This window comes from Ruegeria sp. BB5, assembly GCF_056539405.1.
The window spans coordinates 108,275-121,262 of sequence record NZ_JBQFUX010000010.1 but is presented as its reverse complement, the minus strand read 5'-3'; the positions used below and the strand labels follow the sequence as shown (position 1 = coordinate 121,262).

Here is a 12,988-nt window from a genome sequence, read left to right as displayed (position 1 = left end):
CATGGCGCAGGCAGTGGTGATCGGGGCCGGACCCGCAGGCCTGATGGCGGCAGGGGAACTGGCCGCTGCTGGCCATGATGTGATGGTGGCCGAGGCCAAGCCCTCGGTCGCGCGTAAATTACTGATGGCGGGCAAGTCGGGTCTGAACCTGACCAAGGACGAACCGTTCGAAACTTTGCTGCAATCCTACGGAGAGGCGGCGGAGTGGCTGCGTCCGATGATTGCTGAGTTCGACGCCGCCGAGGTGCAGGACTGGGCGCGGGGTTTGGGGCAGAAGCTGTTTACCGGCTCGACAGGGCGGGTTTTCCCGACAGTGATGAAAGCCTCGCCGCTGTTGCGCGCATGGCTGAGGCGGCTTGAGGGCGCGGGCGTTCGGATACAAACCCGCTGGCGTTGGTTGGGATGGGACGGCGATGCGCTGATTTTCGATACGTCTGAGGGTACACAGAGCCTGAAGCCGGATGTGACCATTCTGGCGCTGGGCGGGGCCAGCTGGGCGCGGTTGGGGTCAGACGGTCAATGGGCGGATATCTTGCAACAGAAAGGCGTCGCGCTGACACCCTTCGCCCCGGCGAATTCCGCCTTGTCCGTTGACTGGAGCCCCCACATGACCCCGCATTTCGGCGCGGCGCTGAAATCGGTGCGTTGGATGGCCGGAGAGCTGGACAGCCGCGGAGAAGCCACGATATCGGCAACGGGGCTTGAGGGCGGCGGGTTGTATTCTTTGACCCCGGCTTTGCGCGCCGGTGCGGATCTGGTAGTCGATCTTGTGCCCGATCTGGACCCAGTGGCGCTACAGTCGCGGTTGGATGCAAAGAAATCCAATACCACACTGTCACAATGGCTGAAGAAGTCATTGAAGCTGCCGCGGCAAAAGATTGCGTTGTTCCATGAGATGTCGAAACGTTGTGGATTGCCGCAATCCTCTGAGGCCACTGCACTCAAACAACTTCCTGTTTCCGGGGCTGCCCTGCGCCCGATGGATGAAGCCATTTCAACGTCGGGTGGGGTCAGATGTACAGCGCTGGACGAGGGGCTAATGCTGACCGCAATGCCCGGCGTGTTCTGTGCCGGAGAGATGCTGGATTGGGAAGCTCCGACCGGGGGCTATCTGCTGACCGCTTGCATGGCGACTGGGCGATGGGCCGGGCGTTCGGCTGTGGATTGGTTGCGCACCGGTTAGCGGGATCGGGCCAGCATAGCCAGACGGATCATTGCCCGTTCCACCAGCGCCATGGCAGGCGCAGTCTGCCCAGCTGAGCGCAGTGACAGGTCAGTATCAGTCAGAACTGTCAGAGCCGTTTGCAACTTCGGTGCTCCCCAGCCCTGGGCCTGGCGTAAAATCCGGTCACGGCGTTTGCCATAGACCGGTGGCCGCAGCTTGCCGATGCCCTGTGCCGCCCCGCCGGGGTCCGAGGCACAGGCATACAATGTGCGAAAGTGCCGGGTTGCGCCGATACACAGGCTGACCGCATTGGTGCCCTGTGATTGCAGCCGTCGGATCAGCGGACCGATCTCTCCGGCGCGGCCTTCAGCCACCACGTTCAAAACATCATCCAACGCGGCCTCGGTCGAGCGGGGCGCGCAAGCTTCGATATCCTCGATGGCCAGTTCGGAACTGTCTCCACGTTTATAGAGCGACAGTTTTTCAATGGTTTGCGTGAAGTCTCCGGGGCTGATCCCAGTGGCCAGCTCAGCAAGGGCTGACATCGAATCGCGAGGGATGTTCTGCAACCCGGCCTGTGTCAGAATCCGTTCGATCTCGGCCCGTGAGGGCGGATCGTCATAAATGCCGACAGCATAGGCAGCGGGATGCGCCTCGAACGCTTTGCGGATTTTCGAGCTGGGTTTCAACTGCCCGGCGGTGACGATGATCTGGGCATCACCAGGGGCCCAGTCTTCGAACGCGGCGATGATTGCGGGGGCGGCGGTGTCGGTGGTGTCTTCGACGAATACGGCGCGGGGGCCTGGGAAAAACCCCACGGCCTTGACCGCATCCAACAATAGTGCGGGATCGCCGCGCAAATCCGTGCCCGGAATGCGGGTCAGGCGCATTTCCTCTTCGGCATTGGCGCCCAGAAGTGCCGACAGAACCTGCTGGCGTTTCAGTGCCACGCGCATCGTATCCGCACCATAAATCAAGAGCCCGGCCTTGTCGGCGTCGGGTCGGGCGAAATACCCTTCAGCCTCGCGCGGGCTGAGCTTCATGAACCAAGGCCTGGCGCAGCATAGAGTTCGTTTACGATCTGATCCGATAGGATCGCCATCAGCCGTTTGCGGGCGTCGCGTTCGTCCGCCAGCGTGGACACTGTTGATCCGGCGGCAGAATAGCTGACGAAATTCTCGACCGTGCCCGAGGCAATGACCTGACCGGTCTCGTTTGATTTGAGCGTGTAGCTCGACCTGCCTTCGATGGTATAGCGGTTTGTTTCGTTCGTCGAAGTGATCGCTGACCGCTGGAAAGCAATCGAGACGTTTACATTCAGATTGTATTCGCTGCCCGAGGTCGCGCTGCGCCCCAGCCGCTGTTCCAGATTTTGGACCAGCAAATAGGTGTCGACCGAGTTTGGCGCTGAAACGGCGACCTTGCCGTTCAGGGCCGCACCCGAACCACCGGGCGCGTAGACCGGTTCAAAGCCGCAGGCAGCCAACACCAGCGGTATCATCAACAGGATTCTGCGGTTAAACAACGACATTTACGATCCGGCCCGGGACAACAATAACCTTCTTAGGCGCATTGCCATCCAGCGCCTTTTGCACAGCTTCGGTGCTGAGCGCGATTTTTTCAACCTCGTCCTTCGCCATATCTTTGGCCACGCTGATTTCCGCGCGGCGCTTGCCGTTGATCTGAATCGGCAGGGTCACCGTGTCGTCGACCAGCATCGCCTGATCCGCAACGGGCCATGGGGCTACCGCCACCAAGCCTTCGCCGCCTTGATGTGCCCAGATGTCTTCTGCAAGGTGCGGCGTCATCGGCGACATCAGCTGCGCCAGCGTTTTTATTGCCTGCTTTTGCGCCGCAGCGCCAGCTTTGGATTTTGCCAGCGTATTGGTGAAGGCGTAGAGTTTCGCGATCGCTGCGTTGAAGCCAAAGCTCTCAACGCCGAGGGTTACGTCGTGGATGGTCTTGTGCATCTCGCGCAAGAGCTCTTGATCGCCTTCCCCTTCGGCTGCTGGGTTCATGGCCCCGATCTTGTCGCAGAGGTTCCATACCCGGTTGAGGTGCTTATAGGCGGCCTCGGCCCCGGACGCGGTCCATTCCACATCGCGCTCGGGCGGCGAATCGGACAGCACGAACCAGCGCGCGGTGTCGGCACCGAACGCCGAGATAATGCTGACAGGGTCGACCACGTTCTTCTTGGATTTCGACATCTTGGCCGAAGGGATGATCTCGACCTCGGTGCCGTCTGCCAGTTTGCCGTCGGTCACATCCTCGGGCAGGTGATAGACCGGGCGGCCGTTTTCGTCGCGGGTCTGGTAAATCTCGTGGGTCACCATGCCTTGGGTGAACAGCGCATCGAAGGGTTCGATGGCCTTTTTGGGCAGATGGCCCGTGATGTTCATCGCCCGCGCGAAGAAGCGGGAATAGAGCAGGTGGAGAATCGCGTGCTCGATGCCGCCGATATACTGGTCCACATTCATCCAGTATTCGGCCTCAGCCAAATCAGTGGGCGTTTCGGCGCGCGGGGCGGTGAAGCGGGCGAAATACCACGACGAATCGACAAACGTATCCATCGTGTCGGTTTCTCGCTTGGCCGGGGCGCCGCAGTTCGGGCACGAACAGTCGCGCCAGGTCGGATGACGGTCCAGCGGGTTGCCTGGTTTGTCAAAGGTGACATCATCGGGCAGGCGGACCGGCAGGTTCTCTTTCTTCTCGGGCACCACACCGCAGCTGTCGCAATGGACAACGGGAATCGGGCAACCCCAATAGCGCTGGCGGGAAAGGCCCCAGTCTCGCAGGCGGTATTTGGTGACGCCTTCGCCCCAGCCTGCCTTTTCGGCAAAATCCACGGTGGCGTTGATAGCCTCGTCGCCTGTCGCCTCGGTCAGGCCCGCGAAATGGTTCACCCAACGGACTTTCTCGGTTTTCGGCGGGACAAAGGCGATCTTGTCGACCGGAGTGGCGTCATCCAGCGCAAAGAACGTATCGACCACGGGCAGGCCGTATTTGCGGCAGAAATCCAAGTCGCGCTGGTCATGCGCGGGGCAGGCAAAGATCGCGCCCGTGCCATAGTCCATCAGGATGAAGTTGGCGATCCAAACTGGCAGTTCCCAGCTTGGGTCCAGCGGGTGCTTGACGCGGATCCCGGTATCGTAACCCAGCTTTTCAGCCGTTTCGATGGCTTCTTCGGTGGTGCCACCTTTGCGACATTCAGCCACGAATTCAGCAACTTCGGGGTTCTCGGCTTCCAATTGCTTAGCAATCGGGTGATCCGGCGAGATGCCCACAAACGACGCGCCCAGCAGCGTGTCGGGGCGCGTCGTATAGACGGTGATCGGTTCGCCTCCGTCCGTGCGCTCGAACCCGAATTGCAGGCCGCGTGACTTGCCGATCCAGTTTTCCTGCATCAAGCGGACCTTTGCGGGCCAGTTTTCCAACGTGTCCAGTGCGTCGAGCAGTTCCTCTGAATAGTCCGAGATCTTGAAGAACCATTGGGTCAACTCGCGGCGTTCAACCAACGCGCCCGAGCGCCAGCCGCGCCCTTGTTCCACCTGCTCGTTGGCCAGAACGGTCATGTCGACCGGGTCCCAATTCACAACGGCGTTCTTGCGGTAAACAAGCCCAGCATCGAGCATATCCAGAAACAACGCCTGTTGCTGGCCGTAATATTCTGGGTCACAGGTTGCAAACTCACGCGACCAATCGATCGACAGGCCCAATGGCTTCATTTGCCCCCGCATGTCGGCGATGTTCCCGTAGGTCCAGTCTTTGGGGTGGCCACCGATGGCCATAGCGGCATTTTCCGCAGGCATTCCGAAGGCGTCCCAACCCATCGGGTGCAATACGTTGTGGCCGGTCGCCAGTTTGTGTCGCGCGATCACGTCGCCCATCGTATAGTTGCGCACATGTCCCATATGGATTCGGCCCGACGGGTAAGGGAACATCTCAAGCACATAGTATTTCGGCTTGTCCGCCTTGTGGTTGGCGGTGAAGATTCCGGCCTTGTCCCAGGCCTCTTGCCATTTTGCTTCGATTTCGTTGGCCGAGTAGCGAGACATCGTACGGTCCTTCGTGAATGAAAACGCCGGGTAGGAACCCGGCGTGGTATTAGTGTGATTTTCGACGAGTTGCTAGAACTTGTTGTCCGCAATGCGCAACTGACGGGCGCGGGACAGGATTGCATCTTCGACTGCGCGGGTCGTGGCCGCACTGACCGGGGCGCCACCGCTGGTCTGCAGCGAGACCGACAGAGACCGCGCCGCCAGGGCCGGGTCACTGATGTGAACTGTCGCGCGATACTGCCGCCCTCCACCCGGAGGTGTGCCGTACCCGGTCACGATTACCCCGGTAAAGGGATCAACTTCCTGAACCGGCAGGAAATTCAATACATCCAGCGACGCCGTCCAAAGATAGCGATTCACATTTGTGATCTGTTCAGCATTGGCCGTGTTGAACACATCCCAGATGGTCTCGCGATTCGGATCGTTGAGCTGGCGCTCATCGGTTTTACCCGCATCGAGATTCGTAGTGTACTCGGTTGGTGCGGCCCGATTCTGTCCGCAGGCGGACACGGCAGCAGTCATTATGATCAAACCGAAAATCGTCTGCAGGTGCATTATCGACTGGTCCTGTTCACTTTGGTCAACGTTGTCAATTGTTACTCCTAGACAAGGACCCGTTCAGCAACAACCCTATTATTGTCACATATCAGTGGTCGTAGGGCTTACCGATGCCCAAAAACAGACTGTGGCATCCTTGCACCAATTTTCCCTCAATGCAGCCGAGTCATTTATGCCAAGCTTGCGTGTTGGGGGCAAAAAGAGCGAAACGGTTCCCGTGCTGAGACATGTGCTGAGGCATGTGTCGAGTAGAAAAACTTTTGAAACCGAGGGAAACAAGATGAAAAAAGTTCTCTTCGCATCGACAGCTCTGATTGCAACCGCAGGTGTTGCAGCGGCTGATTCCGGTGTAAACTTGAGCGGTTATGGCCGTTTCGGTATTGGCTACGTTGAAGATCGCGCCAATGCGACCGGCGTAACTGCTGCCACTCTGACCACCGTGAACGGCGGAACTACAGCAGGTGTCATCCCGACCTTTGCTGATTCCGACGACGCGATCCTGGTATCGCGCTTCCGTCTGAACATCGACGGTTTCACTGAAACCGACGGTGGCGTTCGCTTTGAAGGCCGTGTTCGTCTGCAAGCCGACGAAAACTCGTCGACCGGCGAAGCCAACTCCGCTGGCCTGAACGGCGCGCGCTTCTCGGTTATCTACGGTGGTCTGCGTGTTGACGCCGGCAACGTTGCCGGTTCGTTCGACAACCTGGCAAACTACTACGGTAACGAAGTTGGTCTGGAACTGTTCGCAGGTCAGTATTCGGGTGTTGACTACAGCTTCCTGTCGTACACCTCGACCGGTTCGGGCGCGAACGCAGTGTTCTTCCAGTACGCAGTTGGCGACTTCGCTTTCGGCGCATCGTATGACCAGCGCACCATCTTCCTGAACGACGGCCTGGGCGGCACCATCGACGCCGACCGTTGGGACGTGAGCGCGACCTACACCTTCAACAACATCACCGCAGCTATTGCTTATGGTCAAACTGACGCTGGTGTTTCGGGTGTTTCGGATCCAGAACTGCTGGTTTTCACCCTGGGTGCTGAATTCGGCGACTTCTCGGGTACCCTGTTCGTGGCTGACGAAGACAATACCGCTCCTGCTCTGATCGGTACTCGCTTCTATGAAACCGACGGCACCGCTTGGGGTGTGTCGGGTGCCTACAACCTGGGCGCAGCAACCACCCTGCTGTTCACCTACGGTGACGGTAGCGCGGACGCTGACCTTCAGCAGATTGCTATCGGCGCAAGCTATGACCTGGGCGGCGGCGCGTCGCTGGTCGGTGGTATCGGCCGCAACGATTGTTCGGTTTGCGAAGACGCCATCCAGGCTGACTTTGGTGCAATCTTCAACTTCTAAGTTGGGTTGAACCGCAAAGTTTAAGGGCAGGTCTTCGGACCTGCCCTTTTCTTTTTTGCCGACATGGTGTTTTCCTGCGCTGAAAGCAGATTGAGGAAGCTTATGTCGCTGCAAGATATCACTGCCCGTATTTCCAAAGCCGAAACTGCCGCCGGGCGGCCTGCCGGTTCTGTCAAACTGATCGCCGTATCAAAAGTGCAGCCGAACGAACGTGTGCAGGCTGTTCTGGAGCAGGGCCATCGGTGTTTTGGTGAAAATCGGGTTCAAGAGGCCGTAGGTAAATGGCCGGGTTTCATGGAGCAGTTCGCCGACATTGATCTGCATCTGATTGGCCCGCTTCAAACCAACAAGGCCCGTCAAGCGATTGAGCTGGTCAACTCTATCCACTCGGTCGACCGGCCCAAGCTGGCCAAAACGCTGGCGCGGCTGGCACAAGAGGTCGGCACCTGCCCGGATCTGTTCATTCAGGTCAATACCGGGGAAGAGGATCAAAAGGCCGGTATCCTGCCTGCCAAGGCGGATGCGTTCATTGCAGAATGCCGTGGGCTGGACCTGCCGATCCAGGGATTGATGTGTATCCCACCTGTCGATGAGGAACCTTCACTGCATTTCGCACTGCTGGCGAAAATAGCCGAGCACAACGGCCTGACTGGTCTATCGATGGGTATGAGCGGTGATTTCGAACAAGCCATCGCATTGGGGGCGACCCATGTGCGCGTTGGCTCGGCCATTTTTGGCGAACGGGTCAGGCCGCAGGAATGATCAAACTCGTGCCCGGCGAGACGCGGCGCGCGATCCAATGCAGGTGATCACGGCGAAAGGCAACGCAGCCCTCGGTCGGGTATCCGGGGCGCCGCCATTGATGAATAAAGATCGCTGATCCGTGACCCGGTATGGCATTGGGCCAGTTCCAATCGGTGATCAACACCAGATCATACAGCGGATCAGCGCGGCGCAGCTTTTCATGGCTAAAGTCATAGGGCGCGCTGACCAGATTATTGTACTGGTCGTCCCGCCCGTCATCCGACCAAAGATCGCGCGGACCGATGGGAATCGCCCAAGGGGCCGGTTTGGCCATGCGATCTGGCCGGTACAGCATCCCCACGATGTGATGTACGCCCGTGGGCGTGGCGCCATCCCCTTCGCGTTTTGCGTGGCTCAACCCACCTTTGCCGATTGTGCAGGGGAAGACACGCCCGGCAAATCGTACTCCGCGCGGTGTCAGGACCAGATCATTCGGCGTCACAGCAGATGCCCGGACTTGGCCGCCTTGGTCGCAAGATATCCGCGGTTATGGGCGGTTTCGCCAACCTTCAGCGGCACGCGCTCGGTCACGGCGATACCGGTCTTCTCCATCATCGCGATTTTTGCCGGGTTGTTGGTCAGCAACCGGACCGAGTTGAACCCCAGAGATTTGAGAATGTCCGAACCCAGCCTGAAATCCCGCTCATCATCCTCGAAACCCAAACGATGATTAGCTTCGACCGTGTCGAACCCCTGATCCTGCAGGAAATAGGCGCGCATCTTGTTGGCAAGGCCAATCCCGCGCCCTTCCTGGTTCAGATACAGCAGCACCCCGGCCCCTTCCGAACCCATCTGAGCCAGCGCACCACGCAATTGCGGACCGCAGTCGCATTTCAGACTGCCCATAAGGTCTCCGGTAAAACAGGCCGAATGCAAACGGGCCAAAACCGGTTTATCCCGATCAGGGCGGCCGATCTCGACTGCGTAATGTTCCTCGCCACCGTCTTCGGGGCGAAAAACGTGCAATCGACCGGCCTCGGATACTTCCATCGGCAGGCGGGCGGCAACCACAGCATGAAGCTCACTGCGATCGGCCAGATGTGGCGCAGCGCGGGTGTGGTCAATGCATGTCAGGCCATGTGCCGCAGCAAAGCCGCGCCCATCCTCAATGGGCATCACAACGGCTGCGGGTAGCAATCGCGCCGACTTGGTGAGGGCGATTGCGATGCGGTGCAGGTTGGCGTTGCCCTGACGTTCGGTCATCAGGGGGCCCTTCATCGGAGCGTTCAGGTCGTCTGACGGATCGGCCACCGCCTGCACCCAGGTCATATCGGCATCGGCAGGGATAATCACACGCGCCAGATCGCCATCATAAGACCGGGCCTTCAGCGTCTCCGCCCGCCGCACAGTGACAGCAACCACCGGGTCGCCACCAAGCCCGCGCAGATCCGCGAGCCGTTGCGCGCTCAGGGTCTCAGCCGCGATGGCCAGCACGCTGAACCCGCTGTCGTCGGTCAATGCGACGGGAACCCCCATGCGCAGATCGGCGCGGGCCCGCGCCAGCAATTCTGAAATATCCGGGATCAGACTCATTTATGTTACCCTGTAACGTTCAAGCCTTCCTGTAGCCTGATACGGCAGAAATGTGAAACATTTCCTCTACCTTGGACACGAGGGCGTGAGACAATTGCAGCAAACCTTGTTGATTGCATCTTCCGCGCGCAAGTGGTGGAAAAGGCTTAGGAGGACCGCACATGGCTCAGCTCAAGAAAATTCTGCTGGTGGATGATGACGAAGACCTGCGCGAGGCGCTTAGCGAGCAACTTGTGATGACCGAGGATTTCGACGTGTTCGAAGCCCATGACGGTCAGTCCGCGATGGAACGGGCGCGTGAAGCGATTTACGATCTGGTCATTCTGGACGTTGGTCTGCCGGATACCGATGGGCGCGAGCTGTGCCGCCTGATGCGCAAGCAAGGTGTAAAAAGCCCGATTCTGATGCTGACCGGCCATGACAGCGACGCAGATACCATCCTGGGCCTGGATGCAGGTGCCAACGACTATGTCTCGAAACCGTTCAAGTTTCCCGTGCTGCTGGCCCGTATCCGTGCCCAGCTGCGCCAGCATGAGCAATCCGAGGATGCGGTGTTTGTTCTGGGGCCGTACACGTTCAAGCCTGCGATGAAGATGCTGATCACAGAAGAAGATCGAAAAATCCGGCTGACCGAAAAAGAAACCAATATTCTCAAGTTCCTGTACCGTTCGACCGATGGCGTGGTTGCCCGCGACGTTCTGCTGCATGAGGTCTGGGGTTATAACGCCGGTGTCACCACCCACACGTTAGAGACGCATATCTATCGTCTGCGCCAGAAAATCGAGCCCGATCCGTCAAATGCGCGCCTTTTGGTCACAGAATCGGGTGGATATCGCTTGGTCTCATAACTCGTTGTGGATTGACGTGGATCAAAGTGATACTCTGGATACGAAATTAGATTACTCCCAACCCGCGCATGTCCGGGTAATGACATGCACCTCCCTGTTGGACTGCCGGGCCTGATGGCCCGGCCTTTTTTTGAAACAAGCTGGGTCGAAGATACAAATCCGATGGCCAGATTTGCTCACTCAAACGCAGTTTAGCTGGTGCCGTCGTTTTCCAGAACGGTACCGTAGGTTATGCCGCTGCGCAGGCTGCGAAAATCAGCATAAATCTTGCCATCTTCAAATGTGGCATCGATCAACCCGTTGACCTGGCGGTCTTCTCCGACCCGGGTTTCAACCATGGCGATTGAACCAGTGCCATCTCGGCTGATTGTCCCGGTAACCTGACCTTCGTTCCACCGGTCCGAGCCAATCCGGCTCCATTTGCTGGTTCCCCAGAACGCGTTGTCCTGCTGTTGTTTGATCTCAAGAACCCACTCAGATTGATTAAAACGCGGGGCTCCGTCGCTGTGTTCGTTGGGCAGGGCCGCAACGGTGTGGGTGCCGCTCCAGACGCCGCGCAGATCAGGTGTGTTTTCCGCAACTGCATGGGTTGCAAAGGCAAGGGTGCTGGCCAGCGCGGCGGCGCCAAGTGTCTTGAATCTGGTCATGGTTTCCTCCGTTTTCTAGTCACAAATGTTGGGAACCGCTGATCTGATTTCCATGCTGGCGACGAAACATAAACAGGATTTAACCTGCGCTTTATGTTGCGAACGGTGTGGTGGATTGAGCCCGTTTGCCCTCAAAACCAAAAACTGGCTCAGGACAATTTTTTCTCGTGGCACCGGCGGAAACGCCACGCTAACCTGCGCCAATTGCGACAGAGGAATCCCCCATGCCCTTCACCCTTGCCACCTGGAACATCAACTCGGTCCGCCTGCGCGAGCCTATCGTGCTGAAATTGCTGCAGGAGGAAGCGCCGGATGTTCTGTGTCTGCAGGAGTGCAAGTCGCCGGTCGAAAAGATCCCGACCGAAGGGTTTGCGGAACTGGGCTATACCCACATGGTTGCACGTGGACAAAAGGGCTATAACGGCGTTGCCATCCTGTCTCGGATGCCGATTGAAGAAGTAGGTGATAAGGATTTCGCGGGTCTCGGTCACGCGCGACACATTGCCGGACGGTTGGAAAACGGGGTTACCATCCACAATTTCTATGTCCCCGCAGGTGGCGACGTGCCGGACCGCGAAAAGAATGAGAAGTTCGGGCAAAAGCTCGACTACCTCAGCGACATGCGCGATTGGTTCCATGCGGAAAAGCCAGAAAAATCCATTCTGGTGGGGGATCTGAACATCGCCCCGCGCGAGGATGACGTCTGGTCGCACAAACAATTGCTCAAGGTTGTTTCGCACACACCGATCGAGGTCGAAGCGCTGGCTGAAACCCAGGATGCGGGCGGTTGGGTTGATATCACCCGCCAGGATATTCCCGAGGGGCAATTGTACAGTTGGTGGTCCTATCGCGCGCGCGATTGGGACGCCGCTGACAAGGGGCGGCGGCTGGATCACGTCTGGGCCACGCCCGATATCTCGAACGCGGGCCACTCCAGCCGCGTCCTGCGCGACGCGCGCGGATGGGAAAAACCAAGCGACCACGCACCCGTTTTTGCCAGTTTTGACCTGTAATTACGCAACTCTGCCCTTGGTTTCCGCTGCCAGCGGTTGCATATAGGGCGCAAGTTCGAACCGGAGAGTGAAAACCATGGATCTTCTGAACGCCGCAGCCAGCCCCGAGGCCACCGATCTGATCAAGGATGGGTCCGAGGCGACCTTTATGGTCGACGTGGTCGAGGCCTCTCAGGAAACGCCTGTCATCGTTGATTTCTGGGCGCCGTGGTGCGGGCCATGCAAGACGCTGGGGCCCGCTTTGGAAGAAGCTGTAACCGCTGCCAAGGGTGCGGTGAAGATGGTCAAGATCAACGTGGATGAGGCGCAGATGATCGCGTCGCAAATGCGCATTCAGTCGATCCCGACCGTTTATGCCTTTTTCAAAGGTCAGCCCATCGACGGGTTTCAGGGCGCTCAGCCGGGTTCAGAAATCAAGGCTTTTGTTGATCGTGTGATCGAAGCCGCGGGCGGCGAAAGCCCCGGTGGGCAGCTGGATGACGCGGTCGAAGCCGCCGAAGATATGCTGGCCGATGGCGCCGCTGTTGATGCGGCCCAAACCTTTGCTGCGATTTTGGGCGAAGATCCGAACCATGCCGGGGCTTACGGCGGGCTGGTTCGCGCACACATCGCGTCAGGCGATTTGGAACAGGCCGAAGCCATTCTGAACGGCGCACCTGCCGAGATTTCTACCTCGGCCGAGGTGGAGGCGGCGCATGCGCAGCTGGAACTGGCCAAGCAGGCCGCTGATGCCGGTCCGGTGGCCGAACTGACCGCTGCGGTCGAGGCTGATCCCGACAACCTTCAGGCCCGGTTCGATCTGGCGCAGGCACTGCACGCCAATGGCAATGTGGAGGAGGCCGTGGCGCAGTTGCTGGACCTGTTCCGCCGTGATCGCGAATGGAATGACGGTGCCGCCAAGGCGCAGCTGTTCACCATCTTCGACGCGCTAAAACCCAATGATCCGATCGTTCTGAACGGGCGGCGCAAGCTCAGCTCGATGATATTTGCCTAATTCGGGATCAGAGC

13 protein-coding genes are annotated in these 12,988 nt (G+C 58.8%); 6 read left to right on the top strand and 7 right to left on the bottom strand.

Going from position 1 to position 12,988, the window contains the following annotated elements; translation table 11 throughout:
• The first annotated feature begins 1 nt into the window (after nt 1).
• The gene (locus tag ACR0DL_RS18645) at nt 2-1,183 is read left to right on the top strand and encodes a TIGR03862 family flavoprotein (protein ID WP_480690696.1); all 1,182 of its coding nucleotides are present in this window, start codon (nt 2-4) and stop codon (nt 1,181-1,183) included.
• Here the strand turns inward: ACR0DL_RS18645 and holA are convergent.
• The 4 genes from holA to ACR0DL_RS18625 form a co-directional block, all read right to left on the bottom strand.
• On the bottom strand, nt 1,180-2,208 hold the full coding sequence (gene holA, locus ACR0DL_RS18640; protein ID WP_480663884.1) for a DNA polymerase III subunit delta: 1,029 nt from the start codon (nt 2,206-2,208) through the stop codon (nt 1,180-1,182). The genes ACR0DL_RS18645 and holA overlap by 4 nt on opposite strands.
• Nucleotides 2,205-2,696 carry an LPS assembly lipoprotein LptE gene (gene lptE, locus ACR0DL_RS18635; protein ID WP_170351057.1) on the bottom strand — a complete coding sequence of 164 codons (492 nt, stop codon included), beginning with the start codon at nt 2,694-2,696 and terminating at the stop codon, nt 2,205-2,207. The genes holA and lptE overlap by 4 nt, the downstream gene beginning before the upstream one ends.
• Nucleotides 2,683-5,220 carry a leucine--tRNA ligase gene (leuS, locus tag ACR0DL_RS18630; protein WP_425081803.1) on the bottom strand — a complete coding sequence of 846 codons (2,538 nt, stop codon included), beginning with the start codon at nt 5,218-5,220 and terminating at the stop codon, nt 2,683-2,685. The genes lptE and leuS overlap by 14 nt, the downstream gene beginning before the upstream one ends.
• Nucleotides 5,221-5,292: 72 nt before the next feature.
• The gene (locus ACR0DL_RS18625; protein WP_480690693.1) at nt 5,293-5,778 is read right to left on the bottom strand and encodes a DUF3576 domain-containing protein; all 486 of its coding nucleotides are present in this window, start codon (nt 5,776-5,778) and stop codon (nt 5,293-5,295) included.
• 283 nt (nt 5,779-6,061) lie between these two features.
• Here ACR0DL_RS18625 and ACR0DL_RS18620 point away from each other — a divergent pair, with 283 nt between their 5' ends.
• Nucleotides 6,062-7,135: a porin gene (locus tag ACR0DL_RS18620; protein ID WP_480690691.1), complete on the top strand. Its 1,074-nt coding sequence runs from the start codon at nt 6,062-6,064 to the stop codon at nt 7,133-7,135.
• Nucleotides 7,136-7,237: 102 nt separating this feature from the next.
• Nucleotides 7,238-7,897, top strand: coding sequence for a YggS family pyridoxal phosphate-dependent enzyme (locus tag ACR0DL_RS18615; RefSeq protein WP_480690689.1), 660 nt, complete (start codon nt 7,238-7,240; stop codon nt 7,895-7,897).
• Here ACR0DL_RS18615 and ACR0DL_RS18610 read toward each other — a convergent pair.
• Together ACR0DL_RS18610 and ribA are read right to left on the bottom strand one after the other, a co-directional pair.
• Nucleotides 7,881-8,381, bottom strand: a complete 501-nt coding sequence (locus tag ACR0DL_RS18610; protein WP_170378286.1) for a L,D-transpeptidase family protein — start codon at nt 8,379-8,381, stop codon at nt 7,881-7,883. The genes ACR0DL_RS18615 and ACR0DL_RS18610 overlap by 17 nt on opposite strands.
• On the bottom strand, nt 8,378-9,472 hold the full coding sequence (ribA, locus tag ACR0DL_RS18605; RefSeq protein WP_170351052.1) for a GTP cyclohydrolase II: 1,095 nt from the start codon (nt 9,470-9,472) through the stop codon (nt 8,378-8,380). The genes ACR0DL_RS18610 and ribA overlap by 4 nt, the downstream gene beginning before the upstream one ends.
• A gap of 161 nt (nt 9,473-9,633) precedes the next feature.
• On the opposite strand from ribA, the gene ACR0DL_RS18600 reads away from it, so the two are divergent.
• The gene (locus ACR0DL_RS18600) at nt 9,634-10,320 is read left to right on the top strand and encodes a response regulator transcription factor (protein WP_058283107.1); all 687 of its coding nucleotides are present in this window, start codon (nt 9,634-9,636) and stop codon (nt 10,318-10,320) included.
• A gap of 191 nt (nt 10,321-10,511) precedes the next feature.
• On the opposite strand, the gene ACR0DL_RS18595 is transcribed toward ACR0DL_RS18600, so the two are convergent.
• Nucleotides 10,512-10,967, bottom strand: coding sequence for a hypothetical protein (locus ACR0DL_RS18595; protein WP_170362350.1), 456 nt, complete (start codon nt 10,965-10,967; stop codon nt 10,512-10,514).
• A 224-nt stretch (nt 10,968-11,191) separates the two neighbouring features.
• Here ACR0DL_RS18595 and ACR0DL_RS18590 point away from each other — a divergent pair, with 224 nt between their 5' ends.
• Both ACR0DL_RS18590 and trxA read left to right on the top strand, forming a co-directional pair.
• On the top strand, nt 11,192-11,980 hold the full coding sequence (locus tag ACR0DL_RS18590) for an exodeoxyribonuclease III (protein WP_480690687.1): 789 nt from the start codon (nt 11,192-11,194) through the stop codon (nt 11,978-11,980).
• A 76-nt stretch (nt 11,981-12,056) separates the two neighbouring features.
• Nucleotides 12,057-12,974 carry a thioredoxin gene (gene trxA / locus ACR0DL_RS18585; protein ID WP_170378292.1) on the top strand — a complete coding sequence of 306 codons (918 nt, stop codon included), beginning with the start codon at nt 12,057-12,059 and terminating at the stop codon, nt 12,972-12,974.
• Nucleotides 12,975-12,988 lie beyond the last annotated feature (14 nt).

What these genes read in the sequence shown, in the direction of transcription:
- ACR0DL_RS18645 (WP_480690696.1), top strand. Translation starts at nt 2, where the DNA reads ATGGCGCAGGCAGTGGTGATCGGGGCCGGACCCGCAGGCCTGATGGCG.
- holA (WP_480663884.1), bottom strand. Translation starts at nt 2,208, where the DNA reads ATGAAGCTCAGCCCGCGCGAGGCTGAAGGGTATTTCGCCCGACCCGAC.
- lptE (WP_170351057.1), bottom strand. Translation starts at nt 2,696, where the DNA reads ATGTCGTTGTTTAACCGCAGAATCCTGTTGATGATACCGCTGGTGTTG.
- leuS (WP_425081803.1), bottom strand. Translation starts at nt 5,220, where the DNA reads ATGTCTCGCTACTCGGCCAACGAAATCGAAGCAAAATGGCAAGAGGCC.
- ACR0DL_RS18625 (WP_480690693.1), bottom strand. Translation starts at nt 5,778, where the DNA reads ATGCACCTGCAGACGATTTTCGGTTTGATCATAATGACTGCTGCCGTG.
- ACR0DL_RS18620 (WP_480690691.1), top strand. Translation starts at nt 6,062, where the DNA reads ATGAAAAAAGTTCTCTTCGCATCGACAGCTCTGATTGCAACCGCAGGT.
- ACR0DL_RS18615 (WP_480690689.1), top strand. Translation starts at nt 7,238, where the DNA reads ATGTCGCTGCAAGATATCACTGCCCGTATTTCCAAAGCCGAAACTGCC.
- ribA (WP_170351052.1), bottom strand. Translation starts at nt 9,472, where the DNA reads ATGAGTCTGATCCCGGATATTTCAGAATTGCTGGCGCGGGCCCGCGCC.
- ACR0DL_RS18600 (WP_058283107.1), top strand. Translation starts at nt 9,634, where the DNA reads ATGGCTCAGCTCAAGAAAATTCTGCTGGTGGATGATGACGAAGACCTG.
- ACR0DL_RS18595 (WP_170362350.1), bottom strand. Translation starts at nt 10,967, where the DNA reads ATGACCAGATTCAAGACACTTGGCGCCGCCGCGCTGGCCAGCACCCTT.
- ACR0DL_RS18590 (WP_480690687.1), top strand. Translation starts at nt 11,192, where the DNA reads ATGCCCTTCACCCTTGCCACCTGGAACATCAACTCGGTCCGCCTGCGC.
- trxA (WP_170378292.1), top strand. Translation starts at nt 12,057, where the DNA reads ATGGATCTTCTGAACGCCGCAGCCAGCCCCGAGGCCACCGATCTGATC.